Below are 16,219 nucleotides of genomic sequence, written 5' to 3'. Positions count from 1 at the left end.
GTCCGTTTTGTCTCTGGTTATCGAAAGTATGTTCGATTAAACTTTGAGCATGGACAGTCGGGAAGCATGGCAACTGGATGCCGAGGACCTCAAGAGTGAGGTTCTGGATCTGGTGCGCGTCCGGCACGAGTTGCAATCGCGGATGGTGTTGCTGATCGTGGAAATGTTTTCCCGTGAGGTTCTCGGGGGGAAGGGTTTTCGGGCGATCGCGCAGTGGTTGCACGGTTCGACGAATCTGGAGATCGGTGAGTGCGGTCTGCTGGTCGGGTTGGCGCGGTTGTTGATGCTCGAACCCGTTGTGGGCGATGCGTTTCACCGTGGTGACGTGGATGCGTTGAAAGCGCGTCAGGTGGCGTCGTTTTGTCAGCATCCACCGAAGAACATGACCCTGGCGGATGTGGACAAGGCCCGCGGGATTCTGCTCGGGTTGGCGTCGAAGAACATTGCCGATTGTGATGCGGTGCGGGCAGCGATCCGCCGAATCGAGAAGCAGTACGGCAAACGTGAGGACGGTGTTCCGGTCGGGGAAGATTCGGAGCGCAACGAGTTCTACGCCTCGAAAGGCCTGTACGGCAGAGTGACGGTGAAGGGCGACTTGGATGCTGTGAACGGGGCCCGTCTGATCACGTTGTTGTCGAGCCTGTCGGCGCCGACACCGGAGAAGGACGGCGTCAAGGACACCCGCACGCCGGCATTACGACGGGCGGACGGGTTTTGCGAACTACTGCGCCGGTACGAGCGAGCGGGGCTGGGTCCAATCGAAGGCGGAGTGAAACCACACATCACGGTCACCGCGTCCGCGAAAGACATGACCGACCTTAAAGTTCTGAAAGACCTGTTGCCGTCCACCGAGGAACTCGGATTCGCGTGGACCGATTGGGTAGGCCCCATCAGTATCGACACCGCACGGATGCTCGCCTGCGACTGCACCGTCACCCGAATCTTGTTGGATGAGAATGGTGTTCCGCTCGACTGCGGCAAGGAAGCGAGAACGGCGACGGTGCCGCAGCGACGGGCTCTTGCGGTGCGTGATGGCGGGTGCGCGTTTCCGGGGTGCGGGACGCCGTCGGGGTGGTGCGATGCTCACCATATTGTTCACTGGAACGATGGCGGCCCAACAGATCTCGACAACCTGATCTTGTTGTGCGGTGTGGAGATCGGCCAGGATCGGAAGACGGTGTTCTACCCGCCGATGTCGGTTGATCCGTATCAGCATCCGATCGGTGGGAACAGCCCACCGACAGCAGCCTGAAGTGAAACAACTCGAGACGCGAGCACCGGGGCACAACCATGCCCCGGTGTATCCGCATGCTGTGTTGCGGTGGGAGGGGCCGGCACCAATACGATCGGGGGATGAGTTCTCCGCGTGACCTTGCTGCCATCCCGAGTCCTGCGCTCGAAGGCACTGCGCTCACCGTCGTGGTCCCGGTCGGTTCTTTCGAACAACACGGACCGCACCTGCCTCTCGATACCGACACTCGGATCGCGAGAGCAGTCGCACAGGCCCTGCCCGACGTCGTCGTGGCCCCGGCCATCGAATACGGGGCGAGCGGCGAACACGAAGGGTTTGCCGGCACGATTTCGATCGGTGCCGAGGCTATGGAAACCCTCGTCGTCGAATACGGAAGGTCGGCGTTCAGGTGGACGAAGCGGGTGCTGTTCGTCAACGGCCACGGCGGAAATGGTCCCGCGCTGGCCAAAGCTGTGGCACTTCTTCGATACGAGGGACGTGACGCCGCTTGGGTGCCGTGCGCTGTTGCGGGTGCCGATGCGCACGCGGGGCACACTGAAACGAGCCTATTGCTGCACCTTTCGCCCGATTTGGTGCACATGAGCCTTGCTGAGACAGGAAATTTGTCTCCTATCGCGGACCTGATGCCAGGAATGCGTTCGGGCGGTATGGTCGCTGTGTCGCAAAACGGCGTTCTCGGCAATCCAGTCGGGGCTACCGCCGAAGACGGCGCATACATCTTCGGTGAGTTGGTAGGACGCGTGACGGATGGACTGGCCCGGTGGGAGCCTGGTCCAGATGGGAGGCTTCGGTGACGACCACGACCGAGTGGGGGCGGACGGTCCACCTGCGACGGCTTTCGAGGCTGCGACGAGTTGCAGCACGACGGGCTACGTCCCTTACGATCATCTGATGCGACCAGCAAGACTCCCCGACGGCTTCGGCATTCGGTTGGACCCCAAGGTGCGCACGTACTCGGGCGGCCGGGTGCTCATCGGCGGCTCTCCGACACGGATGCTCAAGCTGGCTCCGACGGCTGCGGCGATGATCGGTGACGGCTTCCTCGAGGTGGTCGATCAGCAGAGCGCTGCGGTTGCTCGTCACCTTCTCGATTCAGGCGTCGCGAATCCTCGTCCGATGTCGACACCGTCTGCGGCAGATGTCACCGTCGTGATTCCGGTCAAGGACAACCAGGCCGGCGTCGAACGCCTACTGCCCGTCCTCAAGGATCTGACCGTCATCGTTGTCGACGACGGTTCGGAAGTGCCGGTGGAGCCCCGTCGCGCCTGCCCGGGCACCGGAACCATCACAGTGGTGCGGCACGAGAGCGCCCGCGGACCCTCGGCAGCGAGAAACTCGGGATTGCGTTCGGCCCAAACACGTTTCGTAGCTTTCCTCGACTCCGACGTCATACCGCGTGCCGGTTGGCTCGAGTTGATGTTGGGCCACTTCAGTGATCCAGGGGTTGCCCTTGTTGCGCCCCGCATCGTCGCCCTCGATCCGTACGGGACGGCGCTGGCGCGGTACGAGAACATGCGATCGTCTCTCGACCTCGGACGCAAAGAAGCTGCGGTGAAGTCGGGAAGTCCGGTCGCCTATGTTCCCAGCGCGGCCGTGATCGTCCGGCGCGACGTGGCACTCGAATGCAACGGTTTCGACGAGAGTCTCGAAGTGGCCGAGGACGTCGATTTCTGCTGGCGACTGCAGGCTGCGGGTTGGCGACTGAGGTACGAACCGGTTGCGCATGTCGCCCACGATCATCGAGTTCAGTTCGACAAGTGGTTCGCCAGGAGAGCGTTCTACGGCACGGGCGCGGCGCCGTTGGCTGCAAGACACGAGGGTTCGGTTCCGCCGATGGCGATGTCGTTCTCGACGCTCTTCGCGTGCATCGCCGCCGCAACACTGACCCGTTCCGGTCTTGCGAGTGCGCTGGGCGCTCTGCTCTTCACGGTGTATCGCCTGCGAAAGATGTTCAACGGGCTGAGTCAGCCCACCCGGATCGCAGCGATCCTCACTGCGCAGGGGTTTGTCGGAGGATTCTGGCAACTCGCCTCGGCGATGTGTCGTCACTACTGGCCGGTGACTCTTCTGGCGGTGATCGCTTCCCGTCGAATTCGGCGACTGGCCGTCGCTGCGGCCGTCACCGAAGGTTTGGTGGACTGGTATCGCCACCGTGAGCCAGGCGGGCTGGGTCCGGTTCGGTACGTCTTCTTCAAACGAGCAGATGACATCGCGTATGGAGCCGGACTCTGGCGGGGCGCGTTCGACGCTCGCGACTGGGCGGCGCTGAAACCTCGAATCACCAAGTGACAGAAGCCGACTACGCAGACTTCCTGGTTGTCGGTGGTGGCACGTGTGGCTGCGTCGTCGCAGCCAGGCTCAGCGAAGATCCATCCGCCACGGTGATGCTCCTCGAATCGGGAAGCGGATATCGTTCGGCGCTCGAACTTCCGGACGTCCTGGGTGATCCGTACCGACTGCCGGTCGGACCTGCGAGCGAATACACGTGGACGTATCCGGTCGAACTGACACCGCGTCGGGCGTCCACGATTGCGCGCGGGCGGACACTCGGTGGGTCCGGGGCCGTCAACGGTGCGTACTTCACGCGCGCGACCCGCGCAGATTTCGAGAACTGGCCGAGTGCTTGGCGATACGACGACGTCTTGCCGTACTTCAAGAAGTCTGAGACGGATCGTGATTTCGAGGGCGAGTTCCACGGGACCGCCGGTCCGATCCCGGTCGAGCGTCGAGCGTGGGACCAACTGCATCCACTGAGCGGTGAGTTTCATGCGGCAGCGCTCGGAGCAGGCTTTCCCGACGACGTCGACAAGAATGCGCCGGACTCGTTCGGCGTCGGCCGAGTGCCACTGAACGTGGCGGATCATCGTCGGATCAGTACTGCGATCGGGTATCTGATGCCGGCATTGCACCGCCCGAATTTGCGGGTGGAATCCGGAGTGAACGTCATTCGCATCGTATTCTCGGAAACCCGTGCGATCGGCGTCGACGTTCTCGACGACGGCAACGTCCGACGCATTCGTGCCGACCACGTGATCGTGTGTTCGGGTGCGGTGGCGACGCCGCACATTCTCTTGAATTCCGGTGTTGGACCGGCGGAACAACTTGCAGAGCAAGGAGTTTCCGTCATTCTCGATCGACCTGGCGTCGGCCAGAACTTCGTCGACCATCCGGAAGTGCTGCTGCCGTACCATTTTTCGACGCCTCGTACGATTCGCTCGCAGACACCGGTGCTGGAGACTGCACTCAATCTCGCCGAGCTTGAAATCCGCCCGTACACCGCATCTTTCACAGACTTGGTTCCCGGTGTGCCTCGCATGGATCACGGCGTCGGGGTGGTCCTCATGGCGCCGCGCAGTCGTGGGAGCATCGAACTGGCATCGGGGGATCCCGCTGGGGCACCGCGTATTCGATACAACTACGTCGCGTCGACGCACGATCGAGCAGCCATTCGGGAAGGAATGCAGATCGCCGAGAACCTTCTCGAGTCGATCGCCGAGACCGGGTTGATCGATCGCCCCGTCGTGGAGTACACCGACGAGTGGATCGAATCTCGCCTCGGTACGTCCTTGCACATGTCCGGTAGCTGCGTGATGGGCGCCGAATCGGACCCGTTCGCAGTCGTCGATGATCGGTGCCGTGTGATCGGCGCGCAAGGACTCAGTATTGTTGACACGTCAATCCTGCCGACGATCCCGACCCGCGGCCCACACGCGACCGCGGTGATGGTCGCGGAACGAGCAAGCGCCATCCTGCTCGGTGACGAGTGACCGCGAGGGGCAGCAGGCTAGGTCGACAGTCATACCGAATGGTCGTTCTCGCCTATGGGCTGTGATCGGCGTTACAGTGGTCCACGGAGCGGAGGAACGCAAAATATGGCACGTGAACAGGCTGTGTCCGGCAACCCGTGGGTGGCGGTCAGGCCAGGGGATGACGTCGCGTTACTCGCGCGGCGACTTTCGTCTGCCCATCAGTCGTTCATCGATGCCCGCGGCGTGCCCGGCCAGGGGCTGACCGACGACTCCCATGTCCGTTCGGTCGTGCTCGAGTCCTGGATGCGGAGCCGCAACAAGGGAGTAAATCCTGATGTTGTCGGCAACCCTGAGATGCTCGAAGGGTTGGAACTCGAAAAATATCGGTCCGCGCATCCCATGTCACTGATCCGTCCGGTGATTCGGAAACTCCTGGTGGAAGATGCTGCCGAGACCGGATTGCTGATCGCGATCAGCGACGCACACGGTCGACTGCTCTGGGTCGAGGGTGACAACTCGGCCAAGGACAAGGCGTTGTCCATGAACTTCGTCGAAGGCGCCGACTGGAGCGAAGATCGTGTCGGCACCAATGCGCCGGGAACGGCGCTTGCTCTCGATCACTCCGTACAGATTTTCGGATCCGAGCATTTCAACCGAACCGTGCACGACTGGAGTTGTTCGGCCGCACCCGTCCACGATCCCACCACTGGGCAAATCCTTGGTGCCATCGACATCACCGGTGGTCCCAGGGTCGCAGTTCCCGAAGTGCTGTCGCTGATCCGTGCAACTGTTGCGGCCGCCGAATCGGAATTGCGATTCCACCTCTTGAACTCGCCTATCCCGCTCAGCGCGACGGCTCCGCGCCTCGAAACATTCGGTGCCGGACGGCCGACGCTGGTTCGCGGCGGTGACCGCATCCCGATTTCGCAGCGTCACGCCGAGATTCTCCTTCTGCTCTCCGAACATCCGGAGGGTCTGAGCTCCGACCACCTTGCGGTCCTGCTCGACGAGGGGGAGCTCGACGCAGTGACCATTCGCGCGGAAATGTCGCGGCTTCGTAAGGTTTTCGGTGCCGACCGGCTGGCTTCGCGTCCTTATCGGATCATCACGGAGTTCACGACAGACGTCGGCGACGTGCGGGCGGCGTTGGATCGCGGAGACGCAGCGACGGCGATGAAACTGTATTCGGGCCCGGTACTGGCAGGCTCGGCCTCCCCGGGAATCGAAGAGGTGCGGGAAGAACTACGCACCAGGGTTCAGGCGGCTCTGCTGCGTGGAGGTGACGCCAACCTTCTGGCCCGGTGGACCACGTCCGTACACGGGCGCGAAGACTCCGTCGTGTGGGAGGCCTACCTGTCCACGTTGGATCCTCAATCTCCGCTGTATTCGCAGGTCCAGGCAAGAATTGATCTCCTCGACCGCCAATTGGGCATCTGAGAATCATCTGCGTTTCTCGCACGCAACGTACTTGCAACGTTGCAACTCCTAGTGTTGTGAATCACACCCCACCGGGGGTGGGATTGCAGTCACCGATTTGGTGGGTGCGCCCAGGAAGATCACGTTTACATAGGAGCTTGCAATGACCGTGTACGCCCGCCCAGGTACCGCCGACGCGATCATGTCCTTCCAGTCTCGATACGACAACTGGATCGGCAACGAATGGGTTGCTCCGGTCAAGGGTCAGTACTTCGAGAACCCGACACCGGTGACCGGACAGAATTTTTGTGATGTGGCTCGTTCCACCGCAGAAGACATCGAGCTCGCTCTCGACGCAGCGCACGCAGCAGCTCCGGCCTGGGGCAAGACCTCGGTCGCCGAGCGCGCGATCATCTTGAACAAGATCGCTGATCGTATGGAGGAGAACCTCGAATCCATCGCACTCGCCGAGTCGTGGGACAACGGCAAGCCGATCCGCGAGACCCTCAACGCCGACATTCCGCTCGCCATCGATCACTTCCGTTACTTCGCGGGAGCTATTCGCGCACAGGAAGGTTCGCTTTCGGAGATCAACTCCGACACCGTGGCGTACCACTTCCACGAGCCGCTCGGCGTAGTCGGCCAGATCATTCCGTGGAACTTCCCGATCCTCATGGCCGTGTGGAAGCTCGCTCCCGCCCTTGCTGCCGGCAATGCCATCGTGCTCAAGCCTGCCGAGCAGACACCCGTCTCGATCCTGCACCTCATCGGCATCATCGGTGACCTGCTGCCTGCCGGTGTGCTCAACATCGTCAACGGCTTCGGCGTCGAGGCCGGAAAGCCGCTCGCGTCGAGCCCGCGTATCAAGAAGATCGCGTTCACCGGTGAAACCACCACAGGTCGCCTGATCATGCAGTACGCGTCGCAGAACCTCATCCCCGTGACCCTCGAACTCGGTGGCAAGAGCCCCAACATCTTCTTCTCCGACGTCCTCGCCTCCAATGACGACTACCAGGACAAGGCACTCGAGGGCTTCACGATGTTCGCCCTCAACCAGGGCGAGGTCTGCACCTGCCCGTCACGTTCGCTGATCCAGGAAGACATCTTCGACGAGTTCCTCGCGATGGCCGCCATTCGCACCAAGGCTGTGCGCCAAGGGGATCCGCTCGACACCGACACCATGATCGGTGCCCAGGCCAGCAACGATCAGCTCGAGAAGATCCTCTCGTACATCGAGATCGGCAAGGCCGAAGGCGCCAAGGTCATCACCGGTGGTGAGCGGGCCGAACTCGGCGGAGACCTGTCCGGCGGCTACTACGTCCAGCCGACGGTGTTCACCGGCAATAACAAGATGCGCATCTTCCAGGAAGAGATCTTCGGACCCGTCGTCTCGGTCACCTCGTTCAAGGACTACGACGAGGCCATCGAAATCGCCAACGACACGCTCTACGGTTTGGGCGCCGGTGTCTGGTCCCGCGACGGCGGAGTCGCGTACCGCGCAGGCCGCGACATCCAGGCCGGTCGCGTCTGGACCAACACGTACCACCAGTACCCGGCACACGCCGCTTTCGGTGGATACAAGCAGTCCGGCATCGGCCGCGAGAACCACCTGATGATGCTCTCGCACTACCAGCAGACCAAGAACCTCCTGGTCAGCTACGCCCAGAAGGCTCAGGGCTTCTTCTGATCGACCCACCGGCACCCGTGAGCCCCTCGCTGCGGGTGCCGGTGCGCAAGACTGCAACACGCGAAACCTGCACAAACACACGGAGGTTGGAATGAGCGCCACGGACACACCCGATACCGGCGCCGTTCCACCCCGGTTGGTGACCACCGCTGGGGCGGCTGACCTGCTACGCCGCCTCAGCGGGACTCACGGCGAACTGATGATGCATCAATCCGGCGGATGCTGCGACGGCTCGGCCCCGATGTGTTATCCCTCAGGCGAATTCATCGTCGGGGACCGTGACGTACTACTCGGAATCGTCGATCTCCGACTTGCTGTCGGAGAGATTCCCGAAGACCTTCCCACCGGAACCGACGCTGTACAGGTCTGGATTTCCGGATCACAGTTCGAAGCCTGGAAGCACACCCAGTTGGTGCTGGACGTCGTGCCCGGCCGCGGCAGCGGATTCAGCCTGGAGTCTCCTGAAGGATTCAGATTCCTCAGTCGAGCAAGGGCATTCACACCGGACGAAAACGAAGCACTCGGCGCGTCGAGCATTCTCGTAGGCGCTGATTGGGAAGCGGGCGTGCGTCCATCGCCCCCGACAGTTCCCCAGGTCGTCGCCGAGGCCGTCGATGCCTGCCCGGTGCCAGGCGCGGCCGCCCGATCGTGAGAACGGCCGCCTGAAGAAGATCTGAACAGACTCGGGGCCGCTCACATGACAGCCAGTTAACAGCACGGTCATCTCCAGGCGACCTTCTCCGTACATCGCCCACATACCGTTCATTTCACGCGACGCGTCCACCGTGCGTCGTCTCATTCTTGACCGATTCAGAGGATGGACATGTCTCTTTCCGACCACGCAACCGGCAAAAACGCCGGTGCCGCGGGTGCACACCACGACGGCGCAGACTTCCATGCGGAAGACAATTCGTATCTGGAGAAACGAACACTCCGAAAGGGAACAGCAGGGTGGGTGCTGCTTGCGGGGTTGGGTGTCAGCTATGTGATTTCCGGTGACTATGCCGGCTGGAACAACGGTCTGGCCGAAGGTGGTTTCGGTGGCCTTCTCATCGCGGCCGTCGTCATCGCGGGGATGTACCTGGCGATGGTGCTCGGTATGGCCGAGATGTCGTCGGCACTTCCTGCCGCTGGTGGTGGATACACGTTTGCCAGACGGGCCATGGGGCCCTGGGGCGGATTTGCAACCGGCACAGCAATTCTCATCGAGTACTCGATAGCACCCGCAGCGATCGCGACCTTCATCGGTGCGTACGTCGAGTCCCTGAACCTGTTCGGGATCACCGACGGGTGGTGGGTGTACCTCGCGGTGTACGCGATCTTCATCGGCATTCACCTCACCGGCGCCGGTGAGGCACTCAAGGCGATGTTCATCATCACCGCCATTGCACTCGTCGGCCTGGTCGTGTTCGCGGTTTCGGCTGTCGGCCTTTTTGATTCGTCCAACCTCACCGATATCGCCGTCGACACCAGCGCAGTCGGATCGTCGTCGTTCCTGCCATTCGGTCTGCTCGGAATCTGGGCCGCCGTGCCCTTCGCGATCTGGTTCTTCCTTGCCGTCGAAGGTGTGCCGCTGGCCGCCGAGGAAGCGCGTGAACCGGAGAAGAACGTCCCCCGCGGCATCATCATCAGCATGTTGATCCTGATCGTCACAGGCGCAACGGTTCTCTTCCTCGCCACCGGCGCGCTCGGCGCCGACGCCCTGTCCACCTCCGGAAATCCGCTCGTCGAGGCTCTGGGGGACAGCGGAGCGGCAAAGGCCGTCAACTACATCGGACTTGCCGGTCTGGTCGCGAGCTTCTTCTCGATCATGTACGCGTACTCACGCCAGACGTTTGCGCTCTCCCGCGCCGGCTACCTGCCGAAGAACCTGTCGGTGACCAACAAGCGCAAGGCCCCCACTCTCGCGCTCGTCGTTCCCGGAATCATCGGCTTCGCGCTCTCACTCACCGGTGAAGGTGCCATGTTGCTCAACATGGCGGTGTTCGGCGCGGCAGTCAGCTACGTCCTGATGATGGTGAGTCACATCGTTCTTCGTAAGCGTGAGCCGAACATGCCGCGCCCGTACCGCACGCCCGGCGGTATCGCCACCACCTCGTTTGCGCTCGTGATCGCGGCAGTGTCGGTGGTGGCCACCTTCCTGGTCGATCCCGTTGCGGCACTGCTCACCTTGGTCGCCTTCGGCGTTCTGATGGCGTACTTCGGTCTCTACAGTCGCCACCACCTTGTTGCCAACTCGCCGGACGAGGAGTTTGCTGTACTTGCACAGGCGGAAGAAGAATTGGGATGAGTCGCGGGATGGCCAAGTATCACCAGCAGGTATCCGGAACCAACTACTCGTTCGACGGTCTCGTCGATCTGATGGCAAAAGCGACACCACTGCGGTCGGGTGACGAACTCGCCGGTTGCGCGGCAAGCTCCGATGCCGAACGCGCTGCTGCCCAATGGGTTCTGGCTGATCTTCCGTTGACGGTGTTCCTCGAAGACCTGTTGGTTCCGTACGAGGACGACGAGGTGACCCGGCTCATCATCGACAGCCACGATCGCCTCGCATTTGCGCCAGTGGCCCACCTGACTGTTGGCGGATTACGGGACTGGCTGCTCGAGACTGCGTCGGCGCCGGAAGCTTCAGCACGCTTGTCTGCCGTGAGTCCCGGTCTGACCCCCGAGATGGTTGCCGCGGTCAGCAAGATCATGCGCAATCAGGACCTGATCGCCGTCGCCAAGGCCATCACGGTCACCGCGGGGTTTCGCACCACCATCGGACTGCCTGGACGGCTGAGCACCCGACTCCAGCCAAACCACCCGACGGACGATCCACGCGGCATTGCGGCGGCCACATTGGACGGTCTCCTGATGGGATGTGGCGACGCCGTCATCGGCATCAACCCCGCGACGGATTCACCCCAGGCCACCTCGGATCTGCTCCACCTGCTCGACGACATCCGTCAGCGATTCGAGATCCCGACTCAGTCGTGCGTGCTCTCTCACGTGACCACCACGATCGGACTGATCGAATCGGGGGTGCCGGTCGATCTTGTCTTCCAATCGATTGCCGGTACCGAAGGCGCCAATTCCGGTTTCGGAGTGGACATTCCGCTACTGCGCGAGGGTAACGAGGCCGGACGCTCCTTGAACCGCGGAACGGTCGGCAACAACGTCATGTACCTCGAGACAGGGCAGGGGTCCGCCCTCAGTTCAGGTGCCCACTACGGCACCGGTGGAGTCCCGGTCGATCAGCAGACACTCGAGACCAGGGCATACGCCGTGGCCCGAGATCTCGAGCCGCTGCTGGTCAACACGGTGGTCGGTTTCATCGGTCCCGAGTACCTCTACGACGGCAAGCAGATCATTCGCGCGGGCTTGGAGGATCACTTCTGCGGAAAACTCCTCGGGCTGCCGATGGGAGTGGACGTCTGCTACACCAACCACGCCGAAGCCGATCAAGACGACATGGACAACCTCCTCACCTTGCTGGGCGTCGCCGGCGCGGCGTTCGTGATCGCGGTGCCCGGCGCCGACGACGTGATGCTCGGCTATCAAAGTCTGGCGTTCCACGACGCGTTGTACGTGCGTAAGGTCCTCGGTTTGCAGCCCGCCCCGGAGTTCGAGACCTGGCTCCACAACTTGGGGATGACCGACGCAAACGGTCGGGTTCTTCCGATCGACGCCGAAATGTCGCCGCTGCGGGCTTTGACGGTGAACTCATGACCGAAGATCAGGCGCCGATCCTCGATTTCTGGGGTCCACTGCGCAAGACCACACAATCGCGTATCGGGCTGGGGCGTGCCGGAGATTCGTTGCCCACCAAGCGGGTTCTCGAATTCAAGGCAGCACACGCCGCAGCCCGCGACGCAGTGCACGAGCCACTCGATTCCGAGACTCTCGCCAGTCGGGTCGACGGGGTGGGTATCGGGGCACCGGTGGTGGTCGCGAGCAGCGTCTCCACCCGCAGCGAGTATCTACGGAGACCCGACCTGGGGCGACAACCCGCGGACCTGAGCGCGATCAAGAGCTCCGACAAGGAAATCGGGTTCATCCTCGCCGACGGACTCTCCCCGCGAGCACTGATGGACCACGGCGAGCAACTACTGTCCGCGTTGGTCACGGTGTTGGGGGAGCAGTACTCGATTGCGCCGCCGGTGATCGCCACGAATGCCCGTGTGGCACTGGGTGATCACATCGCCGCCGCGATGGGAGTGCAGACGGCCATCGTCCTGATCGGCGAACGTCCAGGGCTCTCCGTTGCGGACAGCGTCGGGATCTATCTGACTCACCTTCCGCGCGTCGGTCGTACCGACGCGGATCGAAACTGCATTTCCAATGTCCACCCACCCGAGGGCCTCGGATACGAGCAGGCTGCTCGTGTCGTCCTTGGGTTGGTGACGGGAGCGCGCCAATTGGGCCGCTCCGGCGTCGACCTCAAGGACACCTCTCGCGCCGACGCCGTTGCGTCGGGAGAAGTGCTGACGCTCGACTAGTTGACAGCTGCACGGCATACCCGGGTCGATCGACACTCGGGTATGCCGTCGTACCCGAATCACGACGAAAATGAGGGAATCGATGTTCCGTTCGCTGCATGCCCGCGCCCTGTGTGCGTTGGCCGTAGGTAGTGTCCTGTTGAGTGCAACTGCATGTAGTTCGGCCGAGAGTGCCACGAAAGAGGATGCGGCGCAGAGTGGTTCATCCTGCGCGGTGTTGGATCCCAGTCTGGCGTGGTACGGCGACAACCGTGTGAGGTTGGATGCCATGATGACGGAGTTCGGAACGTGTGGAGCTGCAGGTGATGTCGATGACGGCGCTCCGTTGGCGCTCTTCGACTGGGACAACACAGTTGTCAAGAACGACATCGGAAGCGCCACTGCATTCTGGATGATCAAGAACAACAAGGTGTTACAGCCCGTGGGAGCGGACTGGGCAACCACCAGTCGCTTCATGACTCCAGCCGGCGCTGCCGCACTTTCCGCCGCGTGTGGCTCGGAGACCGCCGCGGGTCAACCCTTGGTAACCAGTACCGACTTGGACTGCGCTGACGAGATCGTTGCGGTACTCGAGGAGAAAACTCGCGACGGACAGGTTGCATTCGACGGCTACGATCACCGCCGGACCAAGGCTGCATACGCGTGGGCGGTGCAGTTGATGGCAGGGCACACCGAGGACGAGATCACCGAGTACGCCCGCGCAGCGCGTGCTGAGAATCTCGCTGCTGCAGAAGGATCCGATCAGACCGTCGGTACCACGGAAGTCGACGGCTCGGTGCGTTACTACGCGCAAATCGAAGATTTGGTGAAAGCCCTCGGCGCTCATGGATTCGACGTGCGGATCATCTCCGCGTCGGCCGAACCGGTCGTTCGAGTCTGGTCGGAGCAGCTGGGATTGGATGCCGATCACGTGATGGGAGTTCGGCCGATCGTCGAGGGCGGCGTTCTGACGGGGCGCCTGCGGGGATGTGGTGGGGTTGCGGACGGTGACGACTCGGTCATTCCGTACATCGATGGGAAGCGGTGTCAGGTCAACGAGGTTGTCTACGGGGTCCAAGGGCCTACGGCGTTCGAGCAGTTGCCTGCCGATCGGCGTCAGGTGTTTGCTGCCGGTGATTCTGTCACCGACGTGACGTTCCTCGGAGATGCGACCGGTGCGCGCCTGGTGATCAACCGCAACAATCCCGAACTGATGTGCAATGCCTACGACAACAGTGACGGAAAATGGCTGGTCAACCCCATGTTCATCGAACCGAAAGCACAGGCGGATGCTCCCTATCGCTGCTCGACCGATGCCTACACCGACGCGGCCGGGGCCAAAGGCGCCGTAACTCGTGCGGACGGCAGCGTGATCCCCGATCAGGTCGATTCCGTCGCGTGACAGTCGGCTTGCTGCGGTGACTTCACAACGATCGATCGGCGTGTGATCTGATTCTTTCGAGCCCTTTGTCGGGCTGCGGAAACCCACGGGTGTCCGCTGTGATGCTGGAGCCGCAGAGGCGGCACGTGAGTAGGAGAAATCGATGGCCTTCGCTGGCAATGTGGACGAGTTGGCACTGCTCCAAGCAGTGCGTCTCAAGGAGCGGGTCGGAGCGGTTGTACTGGCCGAGCACTTGGGCGTCAGCGCAGCGTCCGGTCAAGCTGCGTACGACGCACTTGTCGCGCAGGGAAAAGCGGCCGAAGCAGAAGGTGCCATCAGCCTGACCGAGAAAGGCCTCGCGGAACTCGAAGATCAGTTGGACGCTGAGCGGGTCTCGATCGACGAGGACTCCATCGGCGAGGTGTACGAGGCTTTCGTTCCGCTGGACGAGGAGTTCGTTGCACTTATCGACGACGCAGACGCGAATTCCCTTGCCGAGCTGGACCGCCGGGCTGCAAACCTGTTCGACGATTTGTCGGCATTCGTTCCGCGGTTGTCCCGCTACCAGGATCTCTTCTCGGATGCTCTCGCGAAAGTTCAAGCGGGGGAGTCCAAGTGGCGTCCGATTCGTGTGAACGAATCGGACGGCCCACGGCATGTGAAGAGCCGTGAAACTCGTTACCATTGCATACAAGTCGTGACCGAGATCACTCCTACCCCCTTTCGGGGGTAGTGCAGGGGTGAGCCACATCACTACCTTTCCTCCTATCGACGGTGATGCCCACAGGGCGACACCACGGGACCACGGAGGAATCGAGTGACCACAGTCTCTCCCACAGGCGGCAACAGCGCCGCCGGCGCCGGGGGTGCGAGTGCCGCAGGCGCGACACAACCCCCGCAGACCACCAGTGTGCGGCGCGTCGCGATCGCGAGCTGCATCGGCACGACCATCGAGTTCTACGACTTCTTCATCTACGGAACTGCTGCGGCACTTGTCTTTCCGACGGTATTCTTCCCCGCGCTCGGTGCCACCGCGGGAACCGTCGCATCGTTTGCGACCTTCGCAGTCGCATTCATCGCCCGGCCCGTCGGCGCAATGCTGTTCGGACACTTCGGTGATCGCATCGGTCGCAAGAAGACTCTGATCTCGACGCTCCTGCTCATGGGTATCTCGACGCTCCTGATCGGCTTGCTGCCCGGTGCGGCAACCATCGGTGTTGCGGCTCCGATCATCCTGGTGCTCTTGCGATTCGGCCAAGGCTTCGCGGTCGGTGGTGAATGGGCAGGCGCAACTCTGCTCACCGCGGAATACGCCCCACCGGGCAAACGTGGTCTGTATGCGATGTTCCCGCAGCTCGGCCCTGCAATCGCCTTCGTGCTCTCGAGCAGTACATTCCTCATCACCGGCGCTGTTCTCGGCGACACCAATCAGGCCTTCCTCGACTACGGCTGGCGTATCCCGTTCTTGTTCTCCATCGTGTTGGTCGGCATCGGCCTCTACATGCGACTCGCTATCGAGGAGACCCCGGTCTTCAAGGCGGAGCAGGCAGAGCGCGTTGCAGAGCAGAAGAACGAAGCACCTCGCACCCTCCCGTTCCTGGATGCCTGGCGGTTCCAGACCAAGGAGATCCTGCTCTCGGCCGGCGCCCTCGCTTGCCTGTTCGCGTTCTTCTACATGGGCACGGCGTTCCTCACGAGCTACGGAACCAAGACCCTCGGCTTCTCCCGCCCGTTCGTCCTGTCGGTCGGTATCGCGTCCGCCTTCGTCTTCGGTGCGGCGATCATCGTCTCCGCCTTGTACTCGGACCGCATCGGGCGTCGCAAGGTCATCATGATCTCTTGTGGTCTGGCTGTGGTGTGGGCGCTCATTCTGTTCCCGCTCCTGGACACCGGAACACCGATCGCGTTCATCCTCGGAATGTTCGGCACGCTGATGATCTTCGGAATCGCGTACGGCCCCTGTGGTGCGCTGCTTCCGGAAATGTTCCAGACCCGCTACCGCTACACCGGTGCCGGCCTCGGCTACAACCTCGCCGGAGTGCTCGGTGGCGCAGTGCCGCCGCTGATCGCCGCACCGCTGGCCTCGGCCTACGGGAGTATGGCCATCGGAATCATGTTGGCAATCCTCGGCGTGGTGAGTCTGGTCTGCACCTGGGCGCTCGTCGAGACCAAGGACCACGCCCTGTAAACACTGTGCGCCTTTATTAACCGCCGGCGGTTAATAAAGGCGCACAGCAGGCGGGTGGGGTGTCCGGACTTCGAACAGTTACAGGC

The 16,219-nt window shown here is 62.2% G+C and carries 13 protein-coding genes; all 13 read left to right on the top strand.

The window, feature by feature from the left end:
* The first annotated feature begins 49 nt into the window (after positions 1–49).
* The 13 genes from AC1DVN_RS04410 (at position 50) to AC1DVN_RS04350 (ending at position 16,133) form a co-directional block, all read left to right on the top strand.
* Positions 50–1,252: an HNH endonuclease signature motif containing protein gene (locus AC1DVN_RS04410; RefSeq protein WP_477993508.1), complete on the top strand. Its 1,203-nt coding sequence runs from the start codon at positions 50–52 to the stop codon at positions 1,250–1,252.
* A gap of 101 nt (positions 1,253–1,353) precedes the next feature.
* Positions 1,354–2,046 (top strand): mycofactocin biosynthesis peptidyl-dipeptidase MftE, encoded by a 693-nt coding sequence (gene mftE, locus AC1DVN_RS04405; RefSeq protein ID WP_019744248.1) that lies wholly within the window; start codon positions 1,354–1,356, stop codon positions 2,044–2,046.
* A 97-nt stretch (positions 2,047–2,143) separates the two neighbouring features.
* Complete coding sequence (mftF, locus tag AC1DVN_RS04400) at positions 2,144–3,541, top strand: mycofactocin biosynthesis glycosyltransferase MftF (RefSeq protein WP_020906864.1); 1,398 nt, start codon at positions 2,144–2,146, stop codon at positions 3,539–3,541.
* Positions 3,538–5,019, top strand: a complete 1,482-nt coding sequence (mftG, locus tag AC1DVN_RS04395; protein ID WP_477847420.1) for a mycofactocin dehydrogenase MftG — start codon at positions 3,538–3,540, stop codon at positions 5,017–5,019. Before mftF ends, mftG begins: the two co-directional genes overlap by 4 nt.
* A gap of 105 nt (positions 5,020–5,124) precedes the next feature.
* On the top strand, positions 5,125–6,438 hold the full coding sequence (locus tag AC1DVN_RS04390) for a sigma-54-dependent transcriptional regulator family protein (protein ID WP_019744245.1): 1,314 nt from the start codon (positions 5,125–5,127) through the stop codon (positions 6,436–6,438).
* A gap of 142 nt (positions 6,439–6,580) precedes the next feature.
* Positions 6,581–8,104, top strand: coding sequence for an aldehyde dehydrogenase (adh, locus tag AC1DVN_RS04385; protein ID WP_007730158.1), 1,524 nt, complete (start codon positions 6,581–6,583; stop codon positions 8,102–8,104).
* Positions 8,105–8,195: 91 nt separating this feature from the next.
* Positions 8,196–8,756: a DUF779 domain-containing protein gene (locus AC1DVN_RS04380; RefSeq protein ID WP_019744244.1), complete on the top strand. Its 561-nt coding sequence runs from the start codon at positions 8,196–8,198 to the stop codon at positions 8,754–8,756.
* 165 nt (positions 8,757–8,921) lie between these two features.
* Positions 8,922–10,394: an ethanolamine permease gene (gene eat / locus AC1DVN_RS04375; RefSeq protein WP_003941913.1), complete on the top strand. Its 1,473-nt coding sequence runs from the start codon at positions 8,922–8,924 to the stop codon at positions 10,392–10,394.
* Complete coding sequence (locus tag AC1DVN_RS04370) at positions 10,391–11,815, top strand: ethanolamine ammonia-lyase subunit EutB (protein WP_477993506.1); 1,425 nt, start codon at positions 10,391–10,393, stop codon at positions 11,813–11,815. Before eat ends, AC1DVN_RS04370 begins: the two co-directional genes overlap by 4 nt.
* On the top strand, positions 11,812–12,585 hold the full coding sequence (eutC, locus tag AC1DVN_RS04365) for an ethanolamine ammonia-lyase subunit EutC (protein ID WP_020969011.1): 774 nt from the start codon (positions 11,812–11,814) through the stop codon (positions 12,583–12,585). Before AC1DVN_RS04370 ends, eutC begins: the two co-directional genes overlap by 4 nt.
* A gap of 82 nt (positions 12,586–12,667) precedes the next feature.
* Positions 12,668–13,966, top strand: a complete 1,299-nt coding sequence (locus AC1DVN_RS04360; protein ID WP_477847424.1) for an HAD-IB family phosphatase — start codon at positions 12,668–12,670, stop codon at positions 13,964–13,966.
* Positions 13,967–14,108: 142 nt separating this feature from the next.
* Positions 14,109–14,678, top strand: coding sequence for a hypothetical protein (locus tag AC1DVN_RS04355; RefSeq protein ID WP_477993504.1), 570 nt, complete (start codon positions 14,109–14,111; stop codon positions 14,676–14,678).
* An 84-nt stretch (positions 14,679–14,762) separates the two neighbouring features.
* Positions 14,763–16,133, top strand: coding sequence for an MFS transporter (locus AC1DVN_RS04350; RefSeq protein WP_019744239.1), 1,371 nt, complete (start codon positions 14,763–14,765; stop codon positions 16,131–16,133).
* Positions 16,134–16,219 lie beyond the last annotated feature (86 nt).

Source organism: Rhodococcus sp. P4_E4 (assembly GCF_056401575.1).
This window is presented reverse-complemented; position numbering and strand designations above follow the sequence as displayed.

Bases quoted from the DNA above. Each gene is read 5' to 3' on its own strand.
- AC1DVN_RS04410 (WP_477993508.1), top strand. From the start codon at position 50: ATGGACAGTCGGGAAGCATGGCAACTGGATGCCGAGGACCTCAAGAGT.
- eutC (WP_020969011.1), top strand. From the start codon at position 11,812: ATGACCGAAGATCAGGCGCCGATCCTCGATTTCTGGGGTCCACTGCGC.
- adh (WP_007730158.1), top strand. From the start codon at position 6,581: ATGACCGTGTACGCCCGCCCAGGTACCGCCGACGCGATCATGTCCTTC.
- AC1DVN_RS04360 (WP_477847424.1), top strand. From the start codon at position 12,668: ATGTTCCGTTCGCTGCATGCCCGCGCCCTGTGTGCGTTGGCCGTAGGT.
- mftF (WP_020906864.1), top strand. From the start codon at position 2,144: ATGCGACCAGCAAGACTCCCCGACGGCTTCGGCATTCGGTTGGACCCC.
- AC1DVN_RS04390 (WP_019744245.1), top strand. From the start codon at position 5,125: ATGGCACGTGAACAGGCTGTGTCCGGCAACCCGTGGGTGGCGGTCAGG.
- AC1DVN_RS04370 (WP_477993506.1), top strand. From the start codon at position 10,391: ATGAGTCGCGGGATGGCCAAGTATCACCAGCAGGTATCCGGAACCAAC.
- eat (WP_003941913.1), top strand. From the start codon at position 8,922: ATGGACATGTCTCTTTCCGACCACGCAACCGGCAAAAACGCCGGTGCC.
- AC1DVN_RS04380 (WP_019744244.1), top strand. From the start codon at position 8,196: ATGAGCGCCACGGACACACCCGATACCGGCGCCGTTCCACCCCGGTTG.
- mftE (WP_019744248.1), top strand. From the start codon at position 1,354: ATGAGTTCTCCGCGTGACCTTGCTGCCATCCCGAGTCCTGCGCTCGAA.
- AC1DVN_RS04355 (WP_477993504.1), top strand. From the start codon at position 14,109: ATGGCCTTCGCTGGCAATGTGGACGAGTTGGCACTGCTCCAAGCAGTG.